Annotated in this window: 15 protein-coding genes and 1 riboswitch; of the genes, 3 read left to right on the top strand and 12 right to left on the bottom strand. The window is 53.7% G+C overall.

Annotated elements, in window-relative coordinates:
- Positions 1–21: 21 nt before the first annotated feature.
- The gene (locus tag PUV47_RS06745) at positions 22–1,869 is read right to left on the bottom strand and encodes a TonB-dependent receptor plug domain-containing protein (protein ID WP_274217748.1); all 1,848 of its coding nucleotides are present in this window, start codon (positions 1,867–1,869) and stop codon (positions 22–24) included.
- 158 nt (positions 1,870–2,027) lie between these two features.
- Positions 2,028–2,238: riboswitch (cobalamin riboswitch) on the bottom strand.
- 231 nt (positions 2,239–2,469) lie between these two features.
- Between PUV47_RS06745 and PUV47_RS06740 the strand changes: the two genes are divergently transcribed.
- Positions 2,470–3,774 carry an HlyD family type I secretion periplasmic adaptor subunit gene (locus PUV47_RS06740; RefSeq protein ID WP_274217747.1) on the top strand — a complete coding sequence of 435 codons (1,305 nt, stop codon included), beginning with the start codon at positions 2,470–2,472 and terminating at the stop codon, positions 3,772–3,774.
- Between the two features lie 62 nt (positions 3,775–3,836).
- Here the strand turns inward: PUV47_RS06740 and PUV47_RS06735 are convergent, their stop codons facing one another.
- Both PUV47_RS06735 and PUV47_RS06730 read right to left on the bottom strand, forming a co-directional pair.
- Positions 3,837–6,089 (bottom strand): type I secretion system permease/ATPase, encoded by a 2,253-nt coding sequence (locus tag PUV47_RS06735; RefSeq protein ID WP_274217745.1) that lies wholly within the window; start codon positions 6,087–6,089, stop codon positions 3,837–3,839.
- A gap of 48 nt (positions 6,090–6,137) precedes the next feature.
- Entirely contained in the window at positions 6,138–7,508 is a 1,371-nt protein-coding gene (locus PUV47_RS06730) for a TolC family outer membrane protein (RefSeq protein ID WP_274218299.1), read from the bottom strand.
- Positions 7,509–7,986: 478 nt separating this feature from the next.
- Between PUV47_RS06730 and PUV47_RS06725 the strand changes: the two genes are divergently transcribed.
- Positions 7,987–8,646, top strand: a complete 660-nt coding sequence (locus tag PUV47_RS06725) for a GntR family transcriptional regulator (RefSeq protein ID WP_274217743.1) — start codon at positions 7,987–7,989, stop codon at positions 8,644–8,646.
- Positions 8,647–8,679: 33 nt separating this feature from the next.
- Here the strand turns inward: PUV47_RS06725 and gyrB are convergent, their stop codons facing one another.
- The 8 genes from gyrB to PUV47_RS06685 form a co-directional block, all read right to left on the bottom strand.
- Complete coding sequence (gene gyrB / locus PUV47_RS06720) at positions 8,680–11,133, bottom strand: DNA topoisomerase (ATP-hydrolyzing) subunit B (protein WP_274217742.1); 2,454 nt, start codon at positions 11,131–11,133, stop codon at positions 8,680–8,682.
- A 142-nt stretch (positions 11,134–11,275) separates the two neighbouring features.
- Entirely contained in the window at positions 11,276–11,896 is a 621-nt protein-coding gene (locus PUV47_RS06715; RefSeq protein WP_274217741.1) for a LysE family translocator, read from the bottom strand.
- A gap of 88 nt (positions 11,897–11,984) precedes the next feature.
- Complete coding sequence (gene recF / locus PUV47_RS06710; protein WP_274217740.1) at positions 11,985–13,115, bottom strand: DNA replication/repair protein RecF; 1,131 nt, start codon at positions 13,113–13,115, stop codon at positions 11,985–11,987.
- Between the two features lie 72 nt (positions 13,116–13,187).
- A complete protein-coding gene (gene dnaN, locus PUV47_RS06705) occupies positions 13,188–14,306 on the bottom strand; it encodes a DNA polymerase III subunit beta (RefSeq protein WP_274217739.1) in 1,119 nt (372 codons plus the stop codon).
- 189 nt (positions 14,307–14,495) lie between these two features.
- Entirely contained in the window at positions 14,496–15,971 is a 1,476-nt protein-coding gene (dnaA, locus tag PUV47_RS06700; RefSeq protein ID WP_274217738.1) for a chromosomal replication initiator protein DnaA, read from the bottom strand.
- Positions 15,972–16,124: 153 nt separating this feature from the next.
- On the bottom strand, positions 16,125–16,562 hold the full coding sequence (locus PUV47_RS06695; RefSeq protein ID WP_274217737.1) for a rhodanese-like domain-containing protein: 438 nt from the start codon (positions 16,560–16,562) through the stop codon (positions 16,125–16,127).
- Positions 16,563–17,206: 644 nt separating this feature from the next.
- The gene (gene rpsT, locus PUV47_RS06690; protein ID WP_274217736.1) at positions 17,207–17,473 is read right to left on the bottom strand and encodes a 30S ribosomal protein S20; all 267 of its coding nucleotides are present in this window, start codon (positions 17,471–17,473) and stop codon (positions 17,207–17,209) included.
- Between the two features lie 181 nt (positions 17,474–17,654).
- On the bottom strand, positions 17,655–18,428 hold the full coding sequence (locus PUV47_RS06685) for an enoyl-CoA hydratase (protein ID WP_274217735.1): 774 nt from the start codon (positions 18,426–18,428) through the stop codon (positions 17,655–17,657).
- A gap of 246 nt (positions 18,429–18,674) precedes the next feature.
- Here PUV47_RS06685 and PUV47_RS06680 point away from each other — a divergent pair, with 246 nt between their 5' ends.
- Positions 18,675–19,526, top strand: a complete 852-nt coding sequence (locus PUV47_RS06680; protein ID WP_274217734.1) for a GNAT family N-acetyltransferase — start codon at positions 18,675–18,677, stop codon at positions 19,524–19,526.
- A 1-nt stretch (position 19,527) separates the two neighbouring features.
- Here the strand turns inward: PUV47_RS06680 and PUV47_RS06675 are convergent, their stop codons facing one another.
- Positions 19,528–20,448, bottom strand: a complete 921-nt coding sequence (locus PUV47_RS06675) for a LysR substrate-binding domain-containing protein (RefSeq protein ID WP_274217733.1) — start codon at positions 20,446–20,448, stop codon at positions 19,528–19,530.
- Positions 20,449–20,532: the final 84 nt, after the last annotated feature.

The raw sequence follows: 20,532 nt of genomic DNA, 5'->3' as shown, positions 1-20,532 counted from the left end.
CTCAGAGCAGGGCCGCACATGTTAAAATTGTGCCTTTACCCCTGCATACACTGAAAACCCAGCAGTGCCATAGCCGTTCGCAGTCTGGTACTCCTGATCAAGGATATTCTCAGCCCGCAGATACAACTCAGGACCTTCATCAAACGCATAGGACACCTTGCCATTGAGAAGGAAGTAGTCGTCCAGTTCCGTAGTTCCTGGCCACTGGCTATCAATTGTGTCCGCGACATAATTGCCATTCATGGATACGGTCCAATTGTCATTAGGCTGGTAGACCATGCCCAAATTCAAGTCGTGAAGAGGCACACGCACCAGTCTCGCTCCATCGGGATCTTCCGAATCCGTATAAGTATACGCCGTTGACAGAGCCAGCCTTTCATTGACCGCATATTCAGCAGAAAGCTCAACGCCTTGGTTCTTGCTGGTGCCATCTACCTGCACATAGCCACTCGTCACGAAAGAATAGTCGATCAGGTCTTCTCTCTGGATGTAAAAATAGGTCGCTGAGGTAAGCAATCGTCCATCGAACCACACTCGATCTACGCCTAGGTCAAAGCTCAAGCTTGTTTCAGGTTCGAGTTGAGCGTTCCCGTAGGTCGGATGATAGAGCTCGTAGTTTGATGGGGCTCGAAACCCTGTGCCGATACTGGACCGAAGGGTTGTTGCGGCGTCGACCTCGAAGGCCGCTGAACTTCGCCATGTCCACTGTTCACCAAACTGCGAGTGGTCATCACGGCGGACACTGCCAGTAAGCGCCAGACGATCAAACAGATCAAGGTTGAGCTGAGCAAAACCGCCCCAGATTTGGGTGTCTTCATTCAATCCGCTGGACAGATCAACTTCCTCATTAGCCCAATCGCCACCGAACACGACAGAAACGGTATCATTTAACTCGTAGGAACCAAGATACTCTACAGCCTGCCGATCCCCTCGATATGTACCGGGATTGTCGCTATGGATCTCACGATCAATGCGACTTATCTGAAACGACAAGTCACTGATGAAACGATCATCAATCAACGATAGCTTGGTGCCGACCAATCCAGCCCGATACTCTGAATCCTCATGATTATGTGCGCTTGGAGCACCAAATCCATCGTATTCGTTGCGGGCGTTGTAGTAGCGAACGGCGCTGTAGACTGCCAGCGCATCGGTCAGATCGTAGTCAACACGACCAGATAAAGTGGTGTTTCTATACCCATCATCATCTGCGCCCGGATTCTCATTTTCGTCCAATGCAGAGAACCCATCCGAACGAAGATGCTGAGCGTTCAGGGAAATCTGCCCTCGATCAAAGCCTGCACTGATGCCATAAGCACCGTTGAAGGTCCCATAGCTACCGCCTTCCACCGAAGCGCGGTGGTTCACCTCACCCGCTTTCGCTCTTTTGGTGCGAATATCAATGACGCCGCCAACAGCCTGTCCACCATAAAGGGCGCTTTGAGAGCCTTTCAGAACCTCGATGCGTTCGATGTCAGCAGTCAGCAGATCGGTGAGGCGGGCCGCTACCTGTGTCCCAGTTGGATCTGAAATGTTGATGCCGTCGATGCGCACCTGAAGATACTTGTTACCAAGGCCACGAATTCGAAGGGTGCTGGCCGTTCCCGCCGGGCCATTCTGGCTCACGGTAATGCCGGGGAGGCGCGCGAGGTAATCTTGAACGAAGGTGTCGCCTTCGCGCTCGAGTTCCTCAGAGGTTACCACCAGAACGGTGGAACCGGTTTTCGCCGCCTCTGTGGGCGTGCGGTTTGCAGAAACGGTAATTTCATCCAGCACAATTGCTTGCTCTTCAGCAAGTGCTTGAGCGAGGGATGGTGTGGCAGCGAGTGCAAAAGATACGCTTGCCAGAATGAGACTGGACTTCTTCATCGGTAACAGATCCACCAGACACGGCCCGAACGGCGCCGTGATGAGAAAAGTGTGCAGGTGGCTGAAACGAATTTAACTCAGAGCATTTCCGTTCAGGCGCCTGCGGTGAGACTGTCACTTGAACGGAAGGACCGCCCCTCAACGCGCCCCGCGTAAAGGGTGAGTGACGGCAAACGGCAGGTCTCCTGACTTACGGGTCGTCGCTATGTGCTCCGCCTTCCCAAGCGCTTCGGCTCAGTGGCTTTTGATGGAACCAAGCTCGTCGTTTACAGTTGCGGGGGCAGTCGCGGACTTCGAAACAGAGTTTCGGCACCGCGTTCCCTTTTCATTCAGCGGCGTGCCACTGAAACCGATTGCGGCGGCAAAAAGACCGGAATACGGCTTCATTGTCAATATTTATTAGTATCATTTTGAGGGTTCGAGTGTTCTGGCCAGCCTGAGCAACAGGGAAGAAGGGAGAACCGAACTCGCAGAAGCAATTTCCAACAGCAGCAGTGGCACCTCACTAAAGCATGATACAATTTTGTTGTTGTTGCCAATGACATGGAAACTATTCTTTATTACGTTGGGTCATCAATAAATTAACAAGAAGCGGGACCCATGATTGTCCTTGAAAACGACCGCCACGACAAACCACCACGAATGGCCAATGCCATCATATTCCTCATCATCGCCCTGCTTGTTGTTGGGGGCACTTGGAGCGCGTATGCCCGGCTCGAAGAAGTGACCCGAGGCGAGGGAACTGTCATCCCTGCGGGCCGAACTCAAGTGATTCAAGCCTCTGAAACTGGCAACGTTCAGGAGATCTTTGTAGAGATTGGACAAAGCGTCAGCAAGGGCGATCTCCTTTTCCGCCTTGACGATACGACCAACTCTGCGGCTCTGGGTGAGTTGACAGCACGCAGTCGTGCGCTGCGGGCCCAAATCGCCCGATTGAGGCTGGAGGTCTCCGGCGCTGCTGATGAAGAGAATTTCCAGTGTCCTGATGACATAACAGAGATTGCCAAACAGGTTTGCGAGAACGAGCTTCGGTTGTTTCGAAGCAAACGACTGAACCTGGAACGCCAGCTGGAAACCATCGACCAGCGGCAACAACGTAACCGAAGTGAACGGCTTGAGATCGAAGCCAACATTGCTGGTCTCGAAGAGAGTCTCGATATTGTCAAGGCCGAAATGGAGATGATGGAACCATTGGTGGCGCGAAAGATTGCGCCGCGCACCGACCTGTTGCGGCTGCAGCGTGAAATGGCGGATATTCGCCGCCAACAAAGCACGGCGCGAGAAAGCCTGATGGGAATAGACTCCGAATTGGCGGAGCTGGAGTCGCAAAAGGCCGAAATCCGATCCAAGGAGAATGAGGATATCCTCAATGAGCTGACCGAGCGCATATCTGAACTATCCGTCATTACCGAGAGTATTCGTGCTGCTGAACGGAAGCTGGCGCAGACCGACACATATGCACCAGTTGATGGCATCGTGAACAAGGTGGAAGTGAACACAAACGGCGCATTTGTGACAGCTGGAACACCCGTTCTTGAAATCGTGCCCATTGGGGACCGGCTGCTGTTTGAGGCCAAGATAAACCCCAAGGACATTGCCTTTATTCACGCTGGCCAGCAGGCCGTTGTGAAGATCACGGCCTACGACTTCGCCACCTATGGCGGGCTTGATGGGCGCGTGACTCATGTGGGTGCGGATGTCATCCATGATGAGGACACAGGCGAGGCGTTTTATTCCGTAATCATTGAATCAGACAACGCCTTTTTGGAGCTTCAGGGGCAGGAGCATCCATTGATGCCTGGCATGTTCGGGCAAGTTGATATTCTGACCGGAGAGAAAACCATTCTTGCCTATCTCATGGAACCGCTAATCACAGCGCAAAGTACTGCCTTGAGAGAAAGATAGTAGGCTTGTGAAGCCGCTGGTCCCAACGCCAGCGGCTTTTCATTTGCGAGCTGTGCGCCACATCACGCCTCATTTGTTTTGGGCAACTCATTGGTTTCGTCTTCAAGCTCGTCAAAGTCATTTGCAGAAACACGAGGGCCTTGCGCCGACGCCCGCGCAGCAGCCCGCTCGGCCAAAGCCGCCAACACTCTCTGCTTTGGTCCATCTGCAACCACCTTGCCATTGTCCACAACGATCAATCTCTCGACCAGTTCCAACATCGCTTGACGGTGCGTTGCGAGAATGAGGGTTTGGTCGGGCCAGATCGCTTCTTTCAAGTGCTGTATCAGGATCTTCTCGGCGGCCAGATCCAAGGCACTGGAAGGCTCATCAAGGAACAGAATTGGCGGCGATATCAGAAACACACGGGCAAGGGCGATTGACTGTATCTGCCCACTTGAAAGGAAACTGCCACGCTCACCAACGGGCATGTCATAGCCCATGGGATGGCGTGCGGCGAAGGTATCAACACCGGCCATGCGGCACGCAAACAAGATTTCATCATCTGTTGCACCTGGCTTTGCAATCAGCACGTTTTCTTTCAGTGAGCCGCGGAAAAGATCCGTTTCCTGCACGACCAAACCAACAGCTTTGCGAACCTCATAAGGGTGATACTGGCGGGCATCCACCCCATCAATCAGCACTTCGCCAGAGGTGGGCGTGTACAAACCGGAGGCCAACCGGGCAAGCGTGGTTTTGCCGGAACCGATTGGACCAAGGATACCGACCTTCTCTCCGGGCTTGATATGAAAGGAGACGCCATTCAGCACGCTGCGCTCCACCGCCGGATACTGAAAGGAGACGTTTCTGAACTCCAACTCGCCATCAAGGACAATGCGGTTCACATAGTCCTTGACCCCCACGCGCTCATCGGGCTGCCCCATCAGATCATCAAGGGTTTTTAGCGCTGCGAACGCATAGCGGGCGCGGGTCAGAACCGTGGTCATTTGCGTGAGGGGTGCAACGGCCCGGCCGGAGAGCATTACCACGGCGATGATGACGCCCATAGTGATCTCATTTTCTGCGAAGCGGTATACGCCAGTCACCACAACCCAGACGGTGGTCATTTGCTGCAGGAACTGGGCGATATTGACGGCCAAGGAACTGTAGGCCTTGATTTGTGACTGGGTACGGCTGCCCTCTTGGATGAACCGTTCCCACTTGGCGAGAAAATACCCTTCGGCACGCAAGCTTTTCACCGTCTCCATGGCGGTTACGCTCTCAACCAGCAACCCGTGCCGCTGCGCCGAGTCCGACTGAGCCCGAGCCAGATAGCGCGACACGAAGGCTTGGAGGACCAACCCTGAGATGGCAACCAGAACCACGGCGACAAGAGGTACGACGACCATCCAACCGCCGAGCAGGTAGATGACAAACAGGAAGACGAAGAGGAAGCAAACATCAACCAATAGCGACAGAGTACTGGAGGTAAAAAACTCGCGCACATACTCATATTGGGAGACGTGATTTGCGAAGACGCCTGTAGATTCCGGCCTCTCTTGCAGGCGTATATTCATAACCTTCTCAAAAAGTGCTGAGGAGACATGAATGTCCAGCTTGCGGCCTACATAATCGATCAGTGTCGCGCGGGAGACCTTCAGCAGAAAATCGAAGATGAAAGCGATACTCAAACCAATTGCGAGCACCCACAAGCTGGAAATCGCCTTGTTTGGCAGCACGCGGTCATAAACATTCATGACAAACAGCGGAGACGCCAGCGCCAATGCATTGATGACGCTTGCCGCCAAAATCACCTGAACCATACTCTTCCAGTAGGTCCTCAGTGGTGCCCAAAACCAGTTCTCACTGCTCTTTGTTGCCCCACCGGGCTTGAGCCCGGCATGGCGCTGCGGTTCAGCAAAACTAATGGTCCACCCGGCATAGTCCTCCGTGATCTCCAGTTCCGAAAGTGTGATGGTTTCGTTGCGTCCTGGCAGGGCGGCTTCAAAAACCCGGTCTCCGCTGCGTTCCAGCAGGACAACAGGGCCGCGTTTTTTCAATGCAATGATGATGGGCAGGGTAAAAGGAGGCTGTTTGCCAAGTGCTGCCCCACGCACGGACGCTACCAACTCAATGCGCTTGGCCGCACGAGCGATTAACTCGGGCGTAAAATGCTCAGTTTCGTGCGGAAGCCCAGCAGTAAGAACTGTCAAAGAGGTTGGCCGGTTGAAGCGTTGCGCTACGATTTGCAAACACGAGACCAATGGATCCGGATGATCCTCTGTCACCTCGCCGTGAGCAAGGTGCAGATCAACTTTTGAGCGCACAGGTTCCATCGTTTCCTCTGTCTTTTTTATGACGTTACGTCAATATGACAGAGAAACCTAATTTAAATCCGAACGTAAATATTCAATACGACCCATATTTGGATCTTTTCTTGGCATTTCCTTGGGTTTGGGCGGCGGAGGCACGTGTGCGTCTGCCCGAGCATAGGCATCTGCCTGCGGAGGCAAGGCAGTATGGACAGCATCCAGCAACCTTCCTGTAGCCGCAACCAAGCGAAAATCTGCGAAAGCGGCAGAATAATTGGATGTTTGAACCAACACGTTGGTGTTGAACCGGGTGTTCTGGGCGTCCAAGAGGTCCAACAAGGAGCGCAGACCAATCCTGAACTGCTCGCGATAGGAAGAAACAACATCGTTGTTGGCCGCAGCCTGCTCTTTCAGTTTCGCCAGGAGCACCCGCTGTTGAGTGCGCGTAATCCAAGCAGCGCGAACATTTTCTTCCACCTCTCTGATGCGCAGATCGCGGATTTTCCGCGCCTCCCCAACACGGCGGATCTGCTCCTGAACATCCGCGGTATCAATACCACCGCGATAAATGTTCCAGCGAAGAGCCAAACGAACTTGCAGGTCTGTTGTGCGGTCATCATCGCCGTCTATGTCCTGCCCGGTTCTCGCAAGACCTTCCAGATTAAGGCGCGGATAGAATGGCGCCTTTGCAGCCTTCAGCTCCGCAGCGGCCGTATCCACATCCGCCATCGCCAGCAATATCAACGGGTTATGCTGTCGCGCAAGCGCAACCGCCTGCGCTCGCGTCTTGGGCAGATAATGGTTCAAGTGCGGCAGGCCCGCGACCTTGTGAACGGGCCGGTTTACGTAGCGCTGCAAGCGCACAGCCGCGATCGCGCGATCTTCCTGAGCTTCGATGAGGCGGCTTTCGGCCCCGAGCAAACGTTCTATACCTTGCTCCAGATCTGCACTTGTCAGAGTTCCGCTGTTAACGCCCTCTCGAATGTCAGAGAGGATCGCGCGGTGAAACCGGACATTCTTTTTGGCCTCTTCAATAATCTCGTCCTGAAGCAGAAGCTCAACGTACTCGCGGGTGACCTCAAGACCAATGAATTCCGAACGCTCATAGACACGGAATGAAGCGCCATCGACGCGGGAGGCTTGGCGTTCTACCTCCGCCTCACGTCCGAAACCGTCAAAAACATTCTGGTTGAGTGACAAACCTATATCGCGGGGAAACAGGGCTGTGCCTTCATCACCAGTTGCCCGGCGCCCGTCATTGTCGAGACGACGAGCGCCGATTGAGGATTCCACATCCAACTGTGGAAGGTAAAGCCCACGCGCTTGGCGCAGTTCAAATTCGATCGCTTCCCGATTCTCGATTGAAGCCAAGATATCCGGGTCCGTTGCCACGGTTTCGCGAATTGCTTCTTGCAAAGTGAGCGCACTGGCTGGCTTGGCCACCAATGCAGATGCACCTAAACATGAAGCGATAGCAAAGAGTTGTAGTGCCTGTCGTGTCTTTGATAGCCAGATCATATCGCAACCACATATCCTTGATGGTATTGCGACCAGTCTAGTTAAACTCAAAACAATATTAACTAATTGGTAACAAATGAATTTTGTCTATATTGATATAAACTCGTCCACCTGTTCAATTGACAAATTTTACAATACTTCAAGAATACATGTAAGAAACTATAATTTCACTGAAATTCAATTCATGAATGTGAAATTTTTCATTGTTTTTATTTACCAGAAATATTCACAGCTAGGTGAGCGATCGTACCTAAGTCTGATTGCCCTGCAACTATTTGTTGCGGTACTTGCATGATATAAACACTGGCACCTACATGGGATGAGAATGATCACTATAATTCGAGCATCCCACGGATCAGGCTAAACGAACCCAATGCACCTCGATTTTATTAAAGAGTTCGGCGTGAGCCCACGTTCGAGCAAGAAGTCGCGCAAAAGTGACTTCGTGTATTATGGGCTCAAAGAAAAAATAATCATAGGGGCACTCAAGCCAGGGCAGGTTCTTGGCGAGCAACAAATCGCTGCAGAATATCATTGCGCTCAAGGTACAGTCAGAGAAGCTCTTATCCAGCTCGATAACAACGGCTTGGTATGCAAACACGACTATCGAGGCACCCATGTGGCGCCCCTATGCCGAGATGAGGCCCTGCAGATGGTCTACATCCGGCGGCAATTAGAGCAAGTGGCTGCACGGCGTGTCGCCTCGAAACTGTCCGATGAAGGCTTTGAAGAACTGAAGTTGGTTGTGGCGGCCATGCACAAGACTGCAGCCGACGGACGTACCTATCTTTGCAGTGAATACGACCGGAAATTTCATGGCCTGCTTTTTAGAGAATCCGGTCTCGTTGGTCTGGAGCCAATCCTCAACAGATGTGCATTGCACATGCATCGCTTCACCATGAATGGCCGGACTGAAGAGCTTGATGCCGAAGATGTAAGGCGCCGGCACACGCACATTCTGGAGGTCTACAAGTACGGTACACCGGATGAAGCGGAGAGGGAGGTTGGCAACCACATTGACTTTCTGATTGAAACATGGATGCCGGACCCACTCGACCTCTGATGAACAAAGCCCCGCACAAAGCGGGGCTTTTTGCTAGATATCAAGGTTTGCGACCGAAAGCGCATTGGCCTGAATGAACTCACGTCTTGGCTCGACTTCATCACCCATCAGCTTGGTGAAAATGTCGTCGGCAGCATCTGCCTCCTTGATCTTCACCTGAAGGAGAGAGCGCACATTCGGATCCAATGTGGTCTCCCAAAGTTGTTCCGGGTTCATCTCACCCAGCCCCTTGTAGCGCTGCATGGAAATGCCTTTGCGACCCTGGGCAAAAATAGCTTCCAACAACGCTTGCGGGCCACGCACCTCTGTATGTTTGTCCCTGCGCACCAAGGTAGCCGCCTTCACATACACTTCATTCAAATAGTCGTGATAGGAGTTCAAACGGCGCGCATCAGCCGAGCCCAGCAAGGCTGCATCAATTCGAGCGACTTCAAGAACGCCACGCACTTCACGCTTGAAGACAAGGTCGCCTTCGTCAGTTGCCTCGCCTTCCCAACCTTGCTCAAATTCGTCGGCCAGAATATCCAGACGGCGGGCAATATACGCCGCAGCCTCCCTGGCCTTTTCTGGATTGTGCAGGTTGTCAGGATTGAGCGCACCCGCAATGGCAGCCTGCTCCACTACCTGACGATCATAACGGGAGTGAAGGCCGTTCAGGATGGCTGAAACTTCGCGCGCTTTTTCAATGACTGCACGCAGATCGTTCGCCGAACGAACTTCGCCCGTTGCCAGCTGCAAGCTGCTGTCGTCCAAACCGTTGCTGATCAGGTATTCTTCAAGGGCGGCTTCGTCCTTCAAATACTGTTCGGACTGGCCGCGTTTCACCTTATAGAGCGGTGGCTGCGCAATGTAGACGTAGCCGTGCTCGATGAGCTCCGGCATCTGGCGGAACAAGAACGTCAGGAGAAGAGTACGAATGTGCGCACCATCCACATCAGCATCGGTCATGATGATGATCTTGTGGTACCGCAGTTTTGCCAGATCGAACTCTTCGCGACCAATCCCTGTGCCAAGCGCCGTAATCAAGGTACCGATTTCCTGAGAGGAAATCATTTTGTCGAAACGCGCCCGCTCCACATTGAGGATTTTACCACGCAGCGGAAGTACGGCCTGATTGCCACGATGACGCCCCTGCTTTGCAGAGCCGCCCGCGGAGTCACCCTCCACGATAAACAGTTCCGCTTTGGAAGCATCGCGCTCCTGACAGTCGGCCAGCTTGCCGGGCAGGGACGCGACATCCAACGCGCCCTTTCTGCGGGTTAGCTCACGAGCCTTTCGGGCTGCTTCCCGAGCACTCGCCGCTTCCACGATTTTTGAAACGATGGACTTCGCCGGAGCAGGGTTTTCTTCTAGCCAAGTGGACAGAGCCTCACCGACCAGGTTCTCAACCACAGGACGGACTTCTGAAGAAACCAGCTTATCCTTGGTCTGAGAGGAGAACTTGGGATCTGGAACCTTCACGGAAAGAACGCAGGAGAGCCCCTCACGGCAGTCTTCACCCGTCGGGTTCACCTTCTCGCGCTTTAGAAGCCCTGACGTGTCCGCATAGGAGGTTAGCTGACGGGTTAGAGCACTACGGAAACCCGCGAGGTGCGTACCACCATCTCGCTGAGGAATGTTGTTTGTGAAACATAGAACCTGCTCGTGGTAGCTGCTGTTCCACCACATGGCAACTTCAACCGTGATGCCGTCACGCTCTGCCGTCATGGTCAGCGGCGTTTCGATGATTGGCTGCTTGGCGCGATCAAGGTAGCGCACGAATTCTTCCAGACCACCTTCGTAGAACAGCTCCTCACGTATCGGCTCCACGCCCCGGTTGTCCGTAAGGATGATGCGGGCACCGGAGTTCAAGAACGCGAGCTCTCGCAGGCGGTGCTCAAGCGTTTCATAGTCGAAGTCAATCTTTGTGAACGTCTCAGGAGAGGGCGTAAAGGTCACTTCTGTGCCGGAGCGGCCTACAGCATCACCAATGACCTCCAGCGGCGCTTCGGCATCGCCATTGCGGAAACGGACAAAGTGCTCCTTGTCATTGCGGAAGATGCGCAGCTCGAGTGTGGTCGACAGTGCATTCACCACAGATACACCCACGCCGTGGAGACCGCCAGACACCTTGTAGGAGTTGCTGTCGAACTTACCACCCGCATGAAGCTGAGTCATAATTACTTCAGCAGCTGAGATGCCTTCTTCCGGATGGATATCTACCGGAATACCACGACCATTGTCGGTGACGGTTACCGAGCCATCTGGATTGAGCGTAACCGTAACATGGTCAGCGTGACCGGCCAGCGCTTCGTCGATGGAGTTGTCAACCACCTCATAGACCATGTGGTGCAGGCCAGAACCGTCATCCGTGTCCCCGATATACATGCCTGGGCGCTTGCGAACAGCATCCAAGCCCTTCAGGACTTTGATCGAGCCAGCGCCATATTCTGCGCTTGCCTCAGGAGTCTCAGGTCCGTCGTTTTCAGGGGTCGATGTATCGCTCATTCGAATCAATTCACTCTACGGTTTTTGGGCATTTAAACCCTTATAAATCCTTGAGCGCGCCGTTCAACCAATCAGAGGATTTGCCCCCTGCTAAACTTAGGTAAACTCGGGAAAATTCCCGTATTTCAGAGGGCGTGGAACTCTAGCGTGTGGCAATGGCGACCGCTGCACCTACCATTACGGCACTTGCGCTTTTGGTAAGCCGGTTAACAGCACGCTGTGAAGTCATCATCTTGCGCGCGCGGCTGGCCAAAAGCACGTATCCACCCAGCACCACGGTAAGTGTAACCTGCAGCACCAGCACCAACTCGCCATAAAACAACAACGTCATCTGATCCAGCGGAATGAGGTTCGGCATCAAGGCCATGTAAAACAACACGACCTTCGGATTGCCAAGCGTGAGAGTGAAACCCGCCAAATAGGCCGAGAGCCGCGTCCCCTTCAGTTCGGCGACACTCACTTCATCGGCCTGCTTGAAGGCCCCCGCACGCCACATTTTTACAGCTAAGTACAGCAAGTAAGCGGCGCCCAAATACTTCAAGATGACAAAGGCCCAAGCAAACGTGCTGGCGATTGCTGCCATGCCGAGCGCCGCCAAGGTGAACCAGACCAGATCTCCGCTGAGCATACCCATGCAAAAGGCTGGAGCCCCACGCGTCCCACTGCCAAGCACCCGTGCAACAAGAGCGGCGATACCCGGGCCAGGAGTTATTGCAGCGACAAAAAGCGTGCCAGCAAACAAAATGAGTGATGCATAATCCATGAGGTGACACCCGAAATTATACCCAGCGATCCTATTACGTTGCCTCGCACTCTACTGCAAAGTCCTCGCCGAAACCCTTTAGGATTTCTCAAAGCGGCGTGATGTTCGCTTCGTCCACTGCGAAACGTTGGGATCCAGCTGGCAAATCCTGAAACAAACTGACGTCCGTTCCCGTCATGAAAACCTGGCCCCCAATTGCCTCAAGTCTTGCAAACAATGCCGCGCGGCGGCCAGGATCCAGATGGGCAGCGACCTCGTCAAGCAGGAGCAGCGGCGCCATTCCTGCAACAGCCGTCGTCAAGCTGGCGTGGGCGAGGACCAGACCAATTAGCAGAGCCTTTTGTTCGCCAGTGGAGGCAAGAGCGGCGGGAAGATTTTTATCGGCATGATGAACCACGAGATCAGATCGGTGAGGACCGTCCAGTGTCCTGCCAGCGGCACGATCTCGGTAACGCCCCTCAGCAAGAAGGTCTCGGTAAACGTCCTCGGTATCGGTCGAGTTCAAGCCAATTGTTGCCGTTTCAAAGCTGCCCTCTAGGTGGATCTGCCCCTTTGGGAAGGGAAGCCCCAGCTTGGCCTGCTCATCCAACGTGGAACTCAGCAGGCTAACTGTCTCCCGGCGCGCAATGGCAACAGCCGTTCCCAGTTCTGCCACCTGAGCTTCAAGCGCATCCAGAAAACTTGCCATGCCCCCCTCCGACAACAGCCGATTGCGTTGACGAAGTGCCTTTTCGAAATTGGCAACCATCCGGCCATGGCCCGGATTCAATGACAGTACAAGACGATCCAGAAAGCGGCGGCGATCCGCTGCCGGGCCGGTAAACAGCCCATCCATGCTTGGCACTAGCCAAAGCACCCGGATGTAGTCCAAGAGCTGATCTGAAGAGCGAGCATCTTCGCCATCAATGCGAACGCGCCGCCCTGCTTCTCCGGCGGTGTACCCTGTGCCAATGCGGGTTTCGCCATAAGCGCCATCAAGAACAGCGCTAACAGCCCAGCTGCCTGAACTGTCAGCACGGCCAACGTCAGAAAGCGCTGAGCGACGCAAACCTCGGCCTGCGGTTAAAAAGGAAATGGCTTCAAGGATATTGGTCTTACCAGCGCCGTTATTGCCTACAAAGGCAACCATCTGGCTCGATAGCGGGATTGTCGCAGCTTCATAGTTGCGAAAATCGGTCAGAGCCAGACGCGTCAGCGCCACAGAAACTGCCTCTGACATTCTGCTGTGTATCCTGTGGTCATTGGAGTGACGAACCCTCCCACGCTCACATGCGAGAGGGTTCGAAAAAGATTATACCCGCATTGGCATGAGAACAAACAGTGTGTCCTCTTTTCCATCTTCCTGGATCAAGGTTGGCGAACCTGAATCAGCCAGACGGAAAAGCGCTGCGTCTGCGGACAGTTGACCGGCAATATCCAGCAGATACTTTGAGTTAAAGCCGATTTCCATATCATCGGAATCGTACTCGACCATCAGCTCCTCAGTAGCAGAGCCGGAATCCGGATTGGTTACAGTGAGAACCAGCTTGCCTTCCGTAAGAGCCAGCTTCACAGCCCGGCCGCGCTCAGATGAGATGGTAGACACACGGTCAACCGCCTCCTTGAACACATCCCGATCAACGCGCATTTCCTTGTCGTTGTTTTTAGGGATAACACGGCCGTAGTCAGGGAAGCTGCCGTCAATCAGCTTGGAGGTCAAAACCACTGGACCGGTAGTAAAGCGGATCTTGGTCTCAGAGATTTCAACACGGACCTCCGCTTCCGGGTCTTCCAGCAGCTTTTGGATTTCGCCCACGGTCTTGCGCGGCACGATAATGCCCGGCATTCCCTCGGAACCTTCAGGGGCTGGCAGCTCGGACTGTGCCAGACGGTGACCATCGGTCGCCACGGCTCGGAAGCGCTGCTCTCCCTCTGTTTCGACGGCATGCATATAGATGCCGTTCAGATAATAGCGGGTCTCTTCAGTTGAGATCGCAAACTGCGTCGCATCAATCAACTTGCGAATTCCACCCGCCGTGATCGTAAAGGCATGCGTAAAGTCGCCTGCGGTCATGTCCGGGAAGTCGGAGATCGGCAACATCTGAAGCGCAAATCGGGAACGGCCTGCGCGAATTTCCAAAGTGGTGTCATCGCCAGAGGTTTCCAGAACAACTTGAGAGCCATCAGGCAATTTGCGGACGATTTCATAAATCATATGCGCAGGGACGGTAGTCGCGCCAGGCACTTCGATCACCGCCGGAATGGTCTCCAGCACTTCAAGATCAAGGTCTGTCGCGCGCAGCTTGAGTTCGCCGCCTTCCGTCTGCAGCATAACGTTGGACAAGATCGGAATGGTATTTCGCCGCTCAACAACACGATGCACGTGGGTCAATGACTTCAGGAGCTCGGTCCGCTCAAGTGTCGCTTTCATGCGAAACATCCGTTTTGCTGGCGACCGTTCGGGTCGCAAATGATTACTTTAAAAGCCCAATCCGGCTGAGCGCCGGGCCGTAGAACCTGCCCTCATTGCGACAAAAAAGCAAGAGGGCGCTGTTGACAGCGCCCTCATATGCAATGAACTTCGGATCCTTCCGGTGCCTAGAGGGCAAGAGCGCAGATCTTATGCGTCAAGCATGCGCTTTAGCAGCTCGAGCTCCTGAGCCAAACCGTTGTCTGCCTTGGCCAGTTCTTCGATCTTGCGCACGGCGTGAAGCACCGTGGTGTGGTCGCGGTTGCCAAAGCGACGACCGATCTCCGGCAGAGAGCGAGGTGTCATCATCTTGGCAAGGTACATTGCAATCTGACGTGGGCGCACGATGGTGCGCGTACGACGTGCAGACAGCAGGTCCGCTTTGGTAACATTGTAGTGCTTGGAAACCACGCGCTGGATGTCTTCGATCTTTACACGGCGTGGCTCTGCCGCACGGATCAGGTCGCGCAATGTGATTTCAGCCATATCCAGAGTGACCGGAGAGTTGGTCAACTGGTTATGAGCAACCAGACGGTTCAATGCGCCTTCAAGGTCACGACCGGAAGATGTCACGTTGCGCGCAACATAGTCCAGCACTGCATCTGGAACGGTAAAGTTAGGGTAGCTGCGCTGCTGCGCGCGCATCCGGTCTTCAAGGATCGCACGGCGCAGACCGAAGTCCGGCTCGGAAATATTGACCACAAGGCCGCCAGCAAGACGAGAGCGAACCCGATCATCAAGGCTTTCCAGATCGGATGGCGCACGGTCAGCCGCCACAACAACCTGGCGCGCCCCATCAATAAGGGCGTTCAGCGTATGACAGAATTCCTGCTGCACCTGCTTGCCATGCAGGAACTGCATGTCGTCGATCAGGAGAAGGTCGATTGAACGCAATGTGTCCTTGAAAGCCATTGCAGACTGCTGCTGCAAAGCGGACACGAAGCGATACATGAAGTGTTCCGCTGTCAGGTAAAGCACACGGCGACCCGCGTTGCGTGCCTGATTGGCGATTGCCTGCATCAGGTGGGTCTTACCGAGACCGACCGAGGCATGCAGGAACAGGGGATTGAAGGTTACGACGCCGCCGCCTGCAACCTGACGTGCAGCCGCCAGTGCCAGAACGTTGGACTCGCCTTCAACAAAGGTGTCGAATGTGTACTTGGGATCAAGTGCAGCGCCCTCAAGCACGTCTTTTGCGGAAGCGTCACCGCGCCCCATTGGCCGTGCAGAAACGGCTGGAGATGGTGCGTTTGCGCGCAGACCGATCGGGTCATTGACCTGAATTGGTCTCATGTCCGCTGGCTTGCCGCCCGGCTGAACGCCAGCCTGAGCTGCAACCTTTTGAGCAGCAGGACGAGGACGCACAGCGCCGCGTACAGTCAGCTCAATGCGACGCACATCTTCCCACTCGTTCTTCCAGAGGCCCATCAGGCGCTCACGGTAGTGAGATTGAATCCACTGCTTCAAAAAGCGAGTGGGAACCGACAACCGGATGGTGCCATCGTCGTGTCCTTCGAGATCAACTCGCGCAAACCAGCTGGTAAAGACATCTTCACCAAGTTCAGCCCGAAGTCGTTTCTTGACGCGGTCCCATTGCTCCGGCCCTGGAGCTTCCTGAACGTGCATGTAAGCCTCCTTAAATATGGGCATTCCGCCACAGATGCCCAGATTCCAAAAAGTGTCGCGCCCGTTATTGAGCGTCGTTTATTGTTGCTCTCATCGAGCAATTCGTTCGTCTTGGGAGGTGCCCCCTGCCAAGCGAGTGTAACTCTATGTTCTCTAAGTCTGAACCCAGGGAAGCCCTTGAGCCTTCCACCCGGATACAAAACCCCTATGCCCCGCCGCATCCAGCGGGCCCTCAAACCCATCGACCACATTTAAACAATGACGATATCCCAGTGCCGTCATGACGATTGCTGCGCTTTGACTGCGCACACCGGACCGGCACAGAAAATAGATATCGGCGTTTTGGTCAAGTCCTTTTTTTACGAAAATGGAAGAAAGTGTCGCCCCGAATTCCTGATGCGGTGCTTCTGCCCCAAAGGCCTTCCACTCGTGAAACAAAATTCTATCTTCATTTCCAGGCACTTGCGGAATACCCACGTGAACCCATTCAGCTTCTGACCTAACATCTACCAAGACCGAGTGGGCGTTCTCATTCAACGCCGCAAACGTTTCCGCAACTGTCCGATCACCGTGATATTGAGTTCCCGCCACCAAGATACTCGCCGCCTGTATCTGTTTACATGCCCCTAACAATAGGAAATTTGTCCGGGCACACCCAGCCACAAAGTCCTATAAAGTAAACCAGAAGACTCTCTTCCAGTGATCAAGTTGCCAAACTACTTACGCACAATCACTAGAAGTATAGTGCTACGAGTTAACTACACGTCCCAAAACGTTTTCTTGAACTTGTACGAAGGGATCGAGCAGCAACCCGACAACTTCGAAAACCATACACAGCCTATTTTGCTCTAGCAATAGCCAAAAATTAACAGACTGTAGCCAACCCCACCCTTCCTTTACGTCACGCCTTAACGCTCCAAGAGCCACCTTTCCCTAAAGCGCTTCTGACTCAATAACTTTTTCACATGTCGAATAGTTAACCGAAGACAAAATTGCTTCAAAAAAAATTTCCGACACTTTTTTCTTGACAGACGCGGAATCCCACCGGATTCCAAGTGACAATTCTTACCTACCCATAACTATCTGAATTAACAGGGATTTTTATGCCAAAAATGCAGAGTAATCCACAGGCAGAATTTGTGTGTTTTAGCTTAAAAACTGCTCAACAACCTGTGCCTGGCTAAAAAAAAACCCGGCCATGATGGCCGGGTTTTTGATTAAATTCGTTAAGGCTTTTATGCGCCGATAGCCTTAATACGTGCATTCAGGCGAGATACCTTACGGGATGCGGTATTGGCATGCAGGATGCCTTTACCAGCAGCACGCATGATTTCTGGCTGCGCTGCCTTGAATGCTTCGTTAGCTACGCTCTGGTCACCAGCTGCGATAGCTTCTTCTACTTTACGTACGAAAGTACGCAAACGGCTACGGCGAGCCTTGTTAATGGCCGTCCGGCGGGCAATTTTACGGGCCGCCTTCTTGGCCGAAGGAGTGTTGGCCATGGGCTCTGTCCTGATCTGTCAGTAAAGAACTGTTGTCAAATCGCGAACGAGGCCGCCCAAAGCAACCCCGGTCAAACGAATGCGGCGGCGAACAAGTCCGCCACCGGTTGTGGAGCGCTTATAAGCATGAGGAACTGCCTCGTCAATCAAAAAGGCGTCTCAAGAGCGCTAAAATTGCGACCTACCGGTTTTTAAAGTCCGGTTTCCGCTTCTCAATGAAGGCGTTCATGCCTTCTTTCTGATCGGCCGTTGCGAACATTGACTGGAACAACCGACGTTCGAAACGAATGCCCTCTGCGAGGGTAACCTCATAAGAACGGTTAACGCTTTCCTTGGTCATCATGACAATAGGCATTGAGAAATCTGCGATTTTGGTAGCCGTCTCAACAGCCTCGTTAATCAATTGATCTGCAGGTACCACGCGACTGACAAGACCAGAGCGCTCGGCTTCGTCGGCGTCCATCATGCGTCCTGTAAGGCACATTTCCATAGCCTTGGACTTACCAACAAACCTTGTGAGTCGCTGTGTACCACCGGCACCAGGCATTACCCCAAGCTTGATTTCAGGTTGGCCGAACTTCGCGGAATCAGCCGCCAGAATGAAGTCACACATCATGGCCAGCTCACAACCGCCGCCAAGGGCGAATCCAGCCACAGCAGCAATTATGGGCTTACGTGTGCGGGAAACATCATCCCAGTTGGACAGGAAATCGGTGAGGTATGTATCGACATACTCATTGTCGGCCATGGCCTTAATGTCAGCACCAGCAGCAAACGCCTTTTCCGAGCCTGTAAGCACAATGCAGCCGACAGTCGGATCCTGCTCGTAATCGCTGAGCGCTTCGCAAAGCTCATCAATCAGTTCTTTGTTGAGCGCGTTCAATGCATGCGGACGGTTCAGCGTAATGAGGCCGACCTTGCCGCGGGTTTCGACAATAATGTTTTCGTAGCTCAACTGAGCCTCCCCTAAAAAACAATCCTCAAGCTTACATAAGTCTTAAACCGTATACCGCAGCGGTCCTATTGAACCTTCTGGTCAGTTCCGGCTCTACCCGAGAAAAAGCGGTGCCAAAACAAGCCCTCGCGGATTGTTTCTTTCGTGAAGCGTTCAGAAGACCCAACACTACGGAGGATTGGGGAGCAGCAGCTACGATGATAGGGTGCGCGAGCCATGATCAGACCTAGACAGGAGAACGCAAAAATGTCCGCAGATGAAACCCCATCACAATTGGTTCGCGAAGATCTGGATGTAATGCTGGAGTGGGCCGCCGTTGAGGGATGGAACCCGGGCTTGATTGATGGCGATGCTTTCTGGGCGGCCGATTCTGGCGGTTTTTGGGGCATCAAGGATGAGCAGGGGCTTGCCTCATGCATTTCCGCCATCCGCTATGGATCGGATTATGGCTTTGTCGGATTCTATATCTGCAGACCCGACAGGCGCGGAGAGGGGCTGGGCTTCAAAACCTGGAATGCTGCGTTGGATGGACTGGACCAACGCACCCTTGGACTTGATGGCGTGGTCGAACATCAAGCAGATTATGGCAAATCGGGTTTCACACTGTGTCACCGGAACATCCGCTATTCCGGTCTCTCTACGGTTTCCATGCCCCATGACCCGCGCCTTGCGCCCATTGGGACTGGAACCTACACGAGCATTCGAGACTATGACCGAGCATTCTTTCCCGCACCGCGGGAGAGCTTTCTCCAGCAGTGGCATCGCCCTATGGAACGAAATCGATTTGGCTTCTGCGCCGTTGAAGACGGACATATACGCGGTTGTGGCACTCTGCGGGCTTGCCGAGAAGGTTTCAAGATCGGACCGTTGTTTGCCGAGACACCAGAGATCGCAGATCTTTTGTTCCGAGCCTTGGCCGGATCTGTGCGGGGTCAGATGGTCATTCTGGACCTCCCAGAGGTCAACGCCGAGGCAGAAGCGCTTGTAGACCGCTACGAGCTTTCTCCCGTGTTCGAGACAGCCCGTATGTACCGTGGACCTGCTCCAGAACTCCCTCTCGACAAAATTTACGGCATTACCACCTTCGAACTTGGCTGACTTAGCCTGGCAGAAGCTCTTCCCGGTCTTTTTGGTCTTTGGCTTCTTCCTGAAGCCAGGCCTTGAAGGTTTTTACCACGGGCCGCAAAGTGCGATTTTCCGGATAAACGAAGTGGTAGGCGGAACTTAGCTTCAGTGTTGTATCAAAGAGCGTCACCAGAGCCCCAGACTTGAGCTCCTCCGTGATGAAGAATTTCGGCACCAAAGCCACCCCCAAACCTGCTGCTGCGGCCTGCGAGATCATGGTGAACTGATCAAAGCGCGGCCCTTGAAAGGCAAGATCCGTTTCAACACCTGCTTCCATGAACCAGCGCTGCCAAGCATCGGGTCGCGTGGACTGATGAAGCCGCATGACAGTGCACAAATCTTCAGGCTTGCGAATACCATATCGATCCCGAAATGATCTTGAACAAACGGGCACGACATCCTCTGGAAACAGAGGCTCGCAAATTGCCCGGGCCCAAACAGGCTCTCCATAGTGGATCGCACCGTCAAATGGCTCTGCGTCAAAGTCGAAGGGGCGCAGACGCACAGACAGATTGAAGCTGGCTTCCGGATATCGCTCATGAAAGCGGGGTAAGCGTCCGGCCAACCAACGCGTACCGAAGGTGGGAAGCACAGCGAGGTTCAATACGTCCTCACTCCCGCCAAACGACATCACCTGCCGTGTTGCAGTGGTCATCTTCTCCAACGTGCCCCGTATGTCGTGAAGATAAAGACGACCAGCGTCAGTCAGGACAATACGTTGGCGCACACGCTTGAACAGCTCTACGCCGAGGCGCCCTTCCAATAAGCGCACCTGCTTGCTCACCGCACCTTGAGTGAGAAACAGCTCTTCCGCAGCCCTTGTGAATGAGCCATGGCGTGCAGCGCTTTCGAAGGCGATCAGACTGTCGATCGGCGGTATAAATCCCCGTTTCATTGTTTTCTCCCGATCCTGACTCAAAGTCCCAACGACACATAAGACCCGGCTTTAGTCGTAGAAGGCATCACCCACGCCTTGCAT

The sequence above is a fragment of the Pseudovibrio exalbescens genome (assembly GCF_028737195.1).
Lineage (GTDB): Bacteria > Pseudomonadota > Alphaproteobacteria > Rhizobiales > Stappiaceae > Pseudovibrio > Pseudovibrio zosterae.
The sequence above is the reverse complement of the archived record's forward strand: the minus strand, read 5'-3'. Positions and strand labels throughout refer to the sequence as shown.

Coding starts and splice junctions, on each gene's coding strand:
- PUV47_RS06745 (WP_274217748.1), bottom strand. CDS start 1,869: ATGAAGAAGTCCAGTCTCATTCTGGCAAGCGTATCTTTTGCACTCGCT.
- PUV47_RS06740 (WP_274217747.1), top strand. CDS start 2,470: ATGATTGTCCTTGAAAACGACCGCCACGACAAACCACCACGAATGGCC.
- PUV47_RS06735 (WP_274217745.1), bottom strand. CDS start 6,089: ATGGAACCTGTGCGCTCAAAAGTTGATCTGCACCTTGCTCACGGCGAG.
- gyrB (WP_274217742.1), bottom strand. CDS start 11,133: ATGAGCGATACATCGACCCCTGAAAACGACGGACCTGAGACTCCTGAG.
- PUV47_RS06715 (WP_274217741.1), bottom strand. CDS start 11,896: ATGGATTATGCATCACTCATTTTGTTTGCTGGCACGCTTTTTGTCGCT.
- recF (WP_274217740.1), bottom strand. CDS start 13,115: ATGTCAGAGGCAGTTTCTGTGGCGCTGACGCGTCTGGCTCTGACCGAT.
- dnaN (WP_274217739.1), bottom strand. CDS start 14,306: ATGAAAGCGACACTTGAGCGGACCGAGCTCCTGAAGTCATTGACCCAC.
- dnaA (WP_274217738.1), bottom strand. CDS start 15,971: ATGCACGTTCAGGAAGCTCCAGGGCCGGAGCAATGGGACCGCGTCAAG.
- rpsT (WP_274217736.1), bottom strand. CDS start 17,473: ATGGCCAACACTCCTTCGGCCAAGAAGGCGGCCCGTAAAATTGCCCGC.
- PUV47_RS06680 (WP_274217734.1), top strand. CDS start 18,675: ATGTCCGCAGATGAAACCCCATCACAATTGGTTCGCGAAGATCTGGAT.
- PUV47_RS06675 (WP_274217733.1), bottom strand. CDS start 20,448: ATGAAACGGGGATTTATACCGCCGATCGACAGTCTGATCGCCTTCGAA.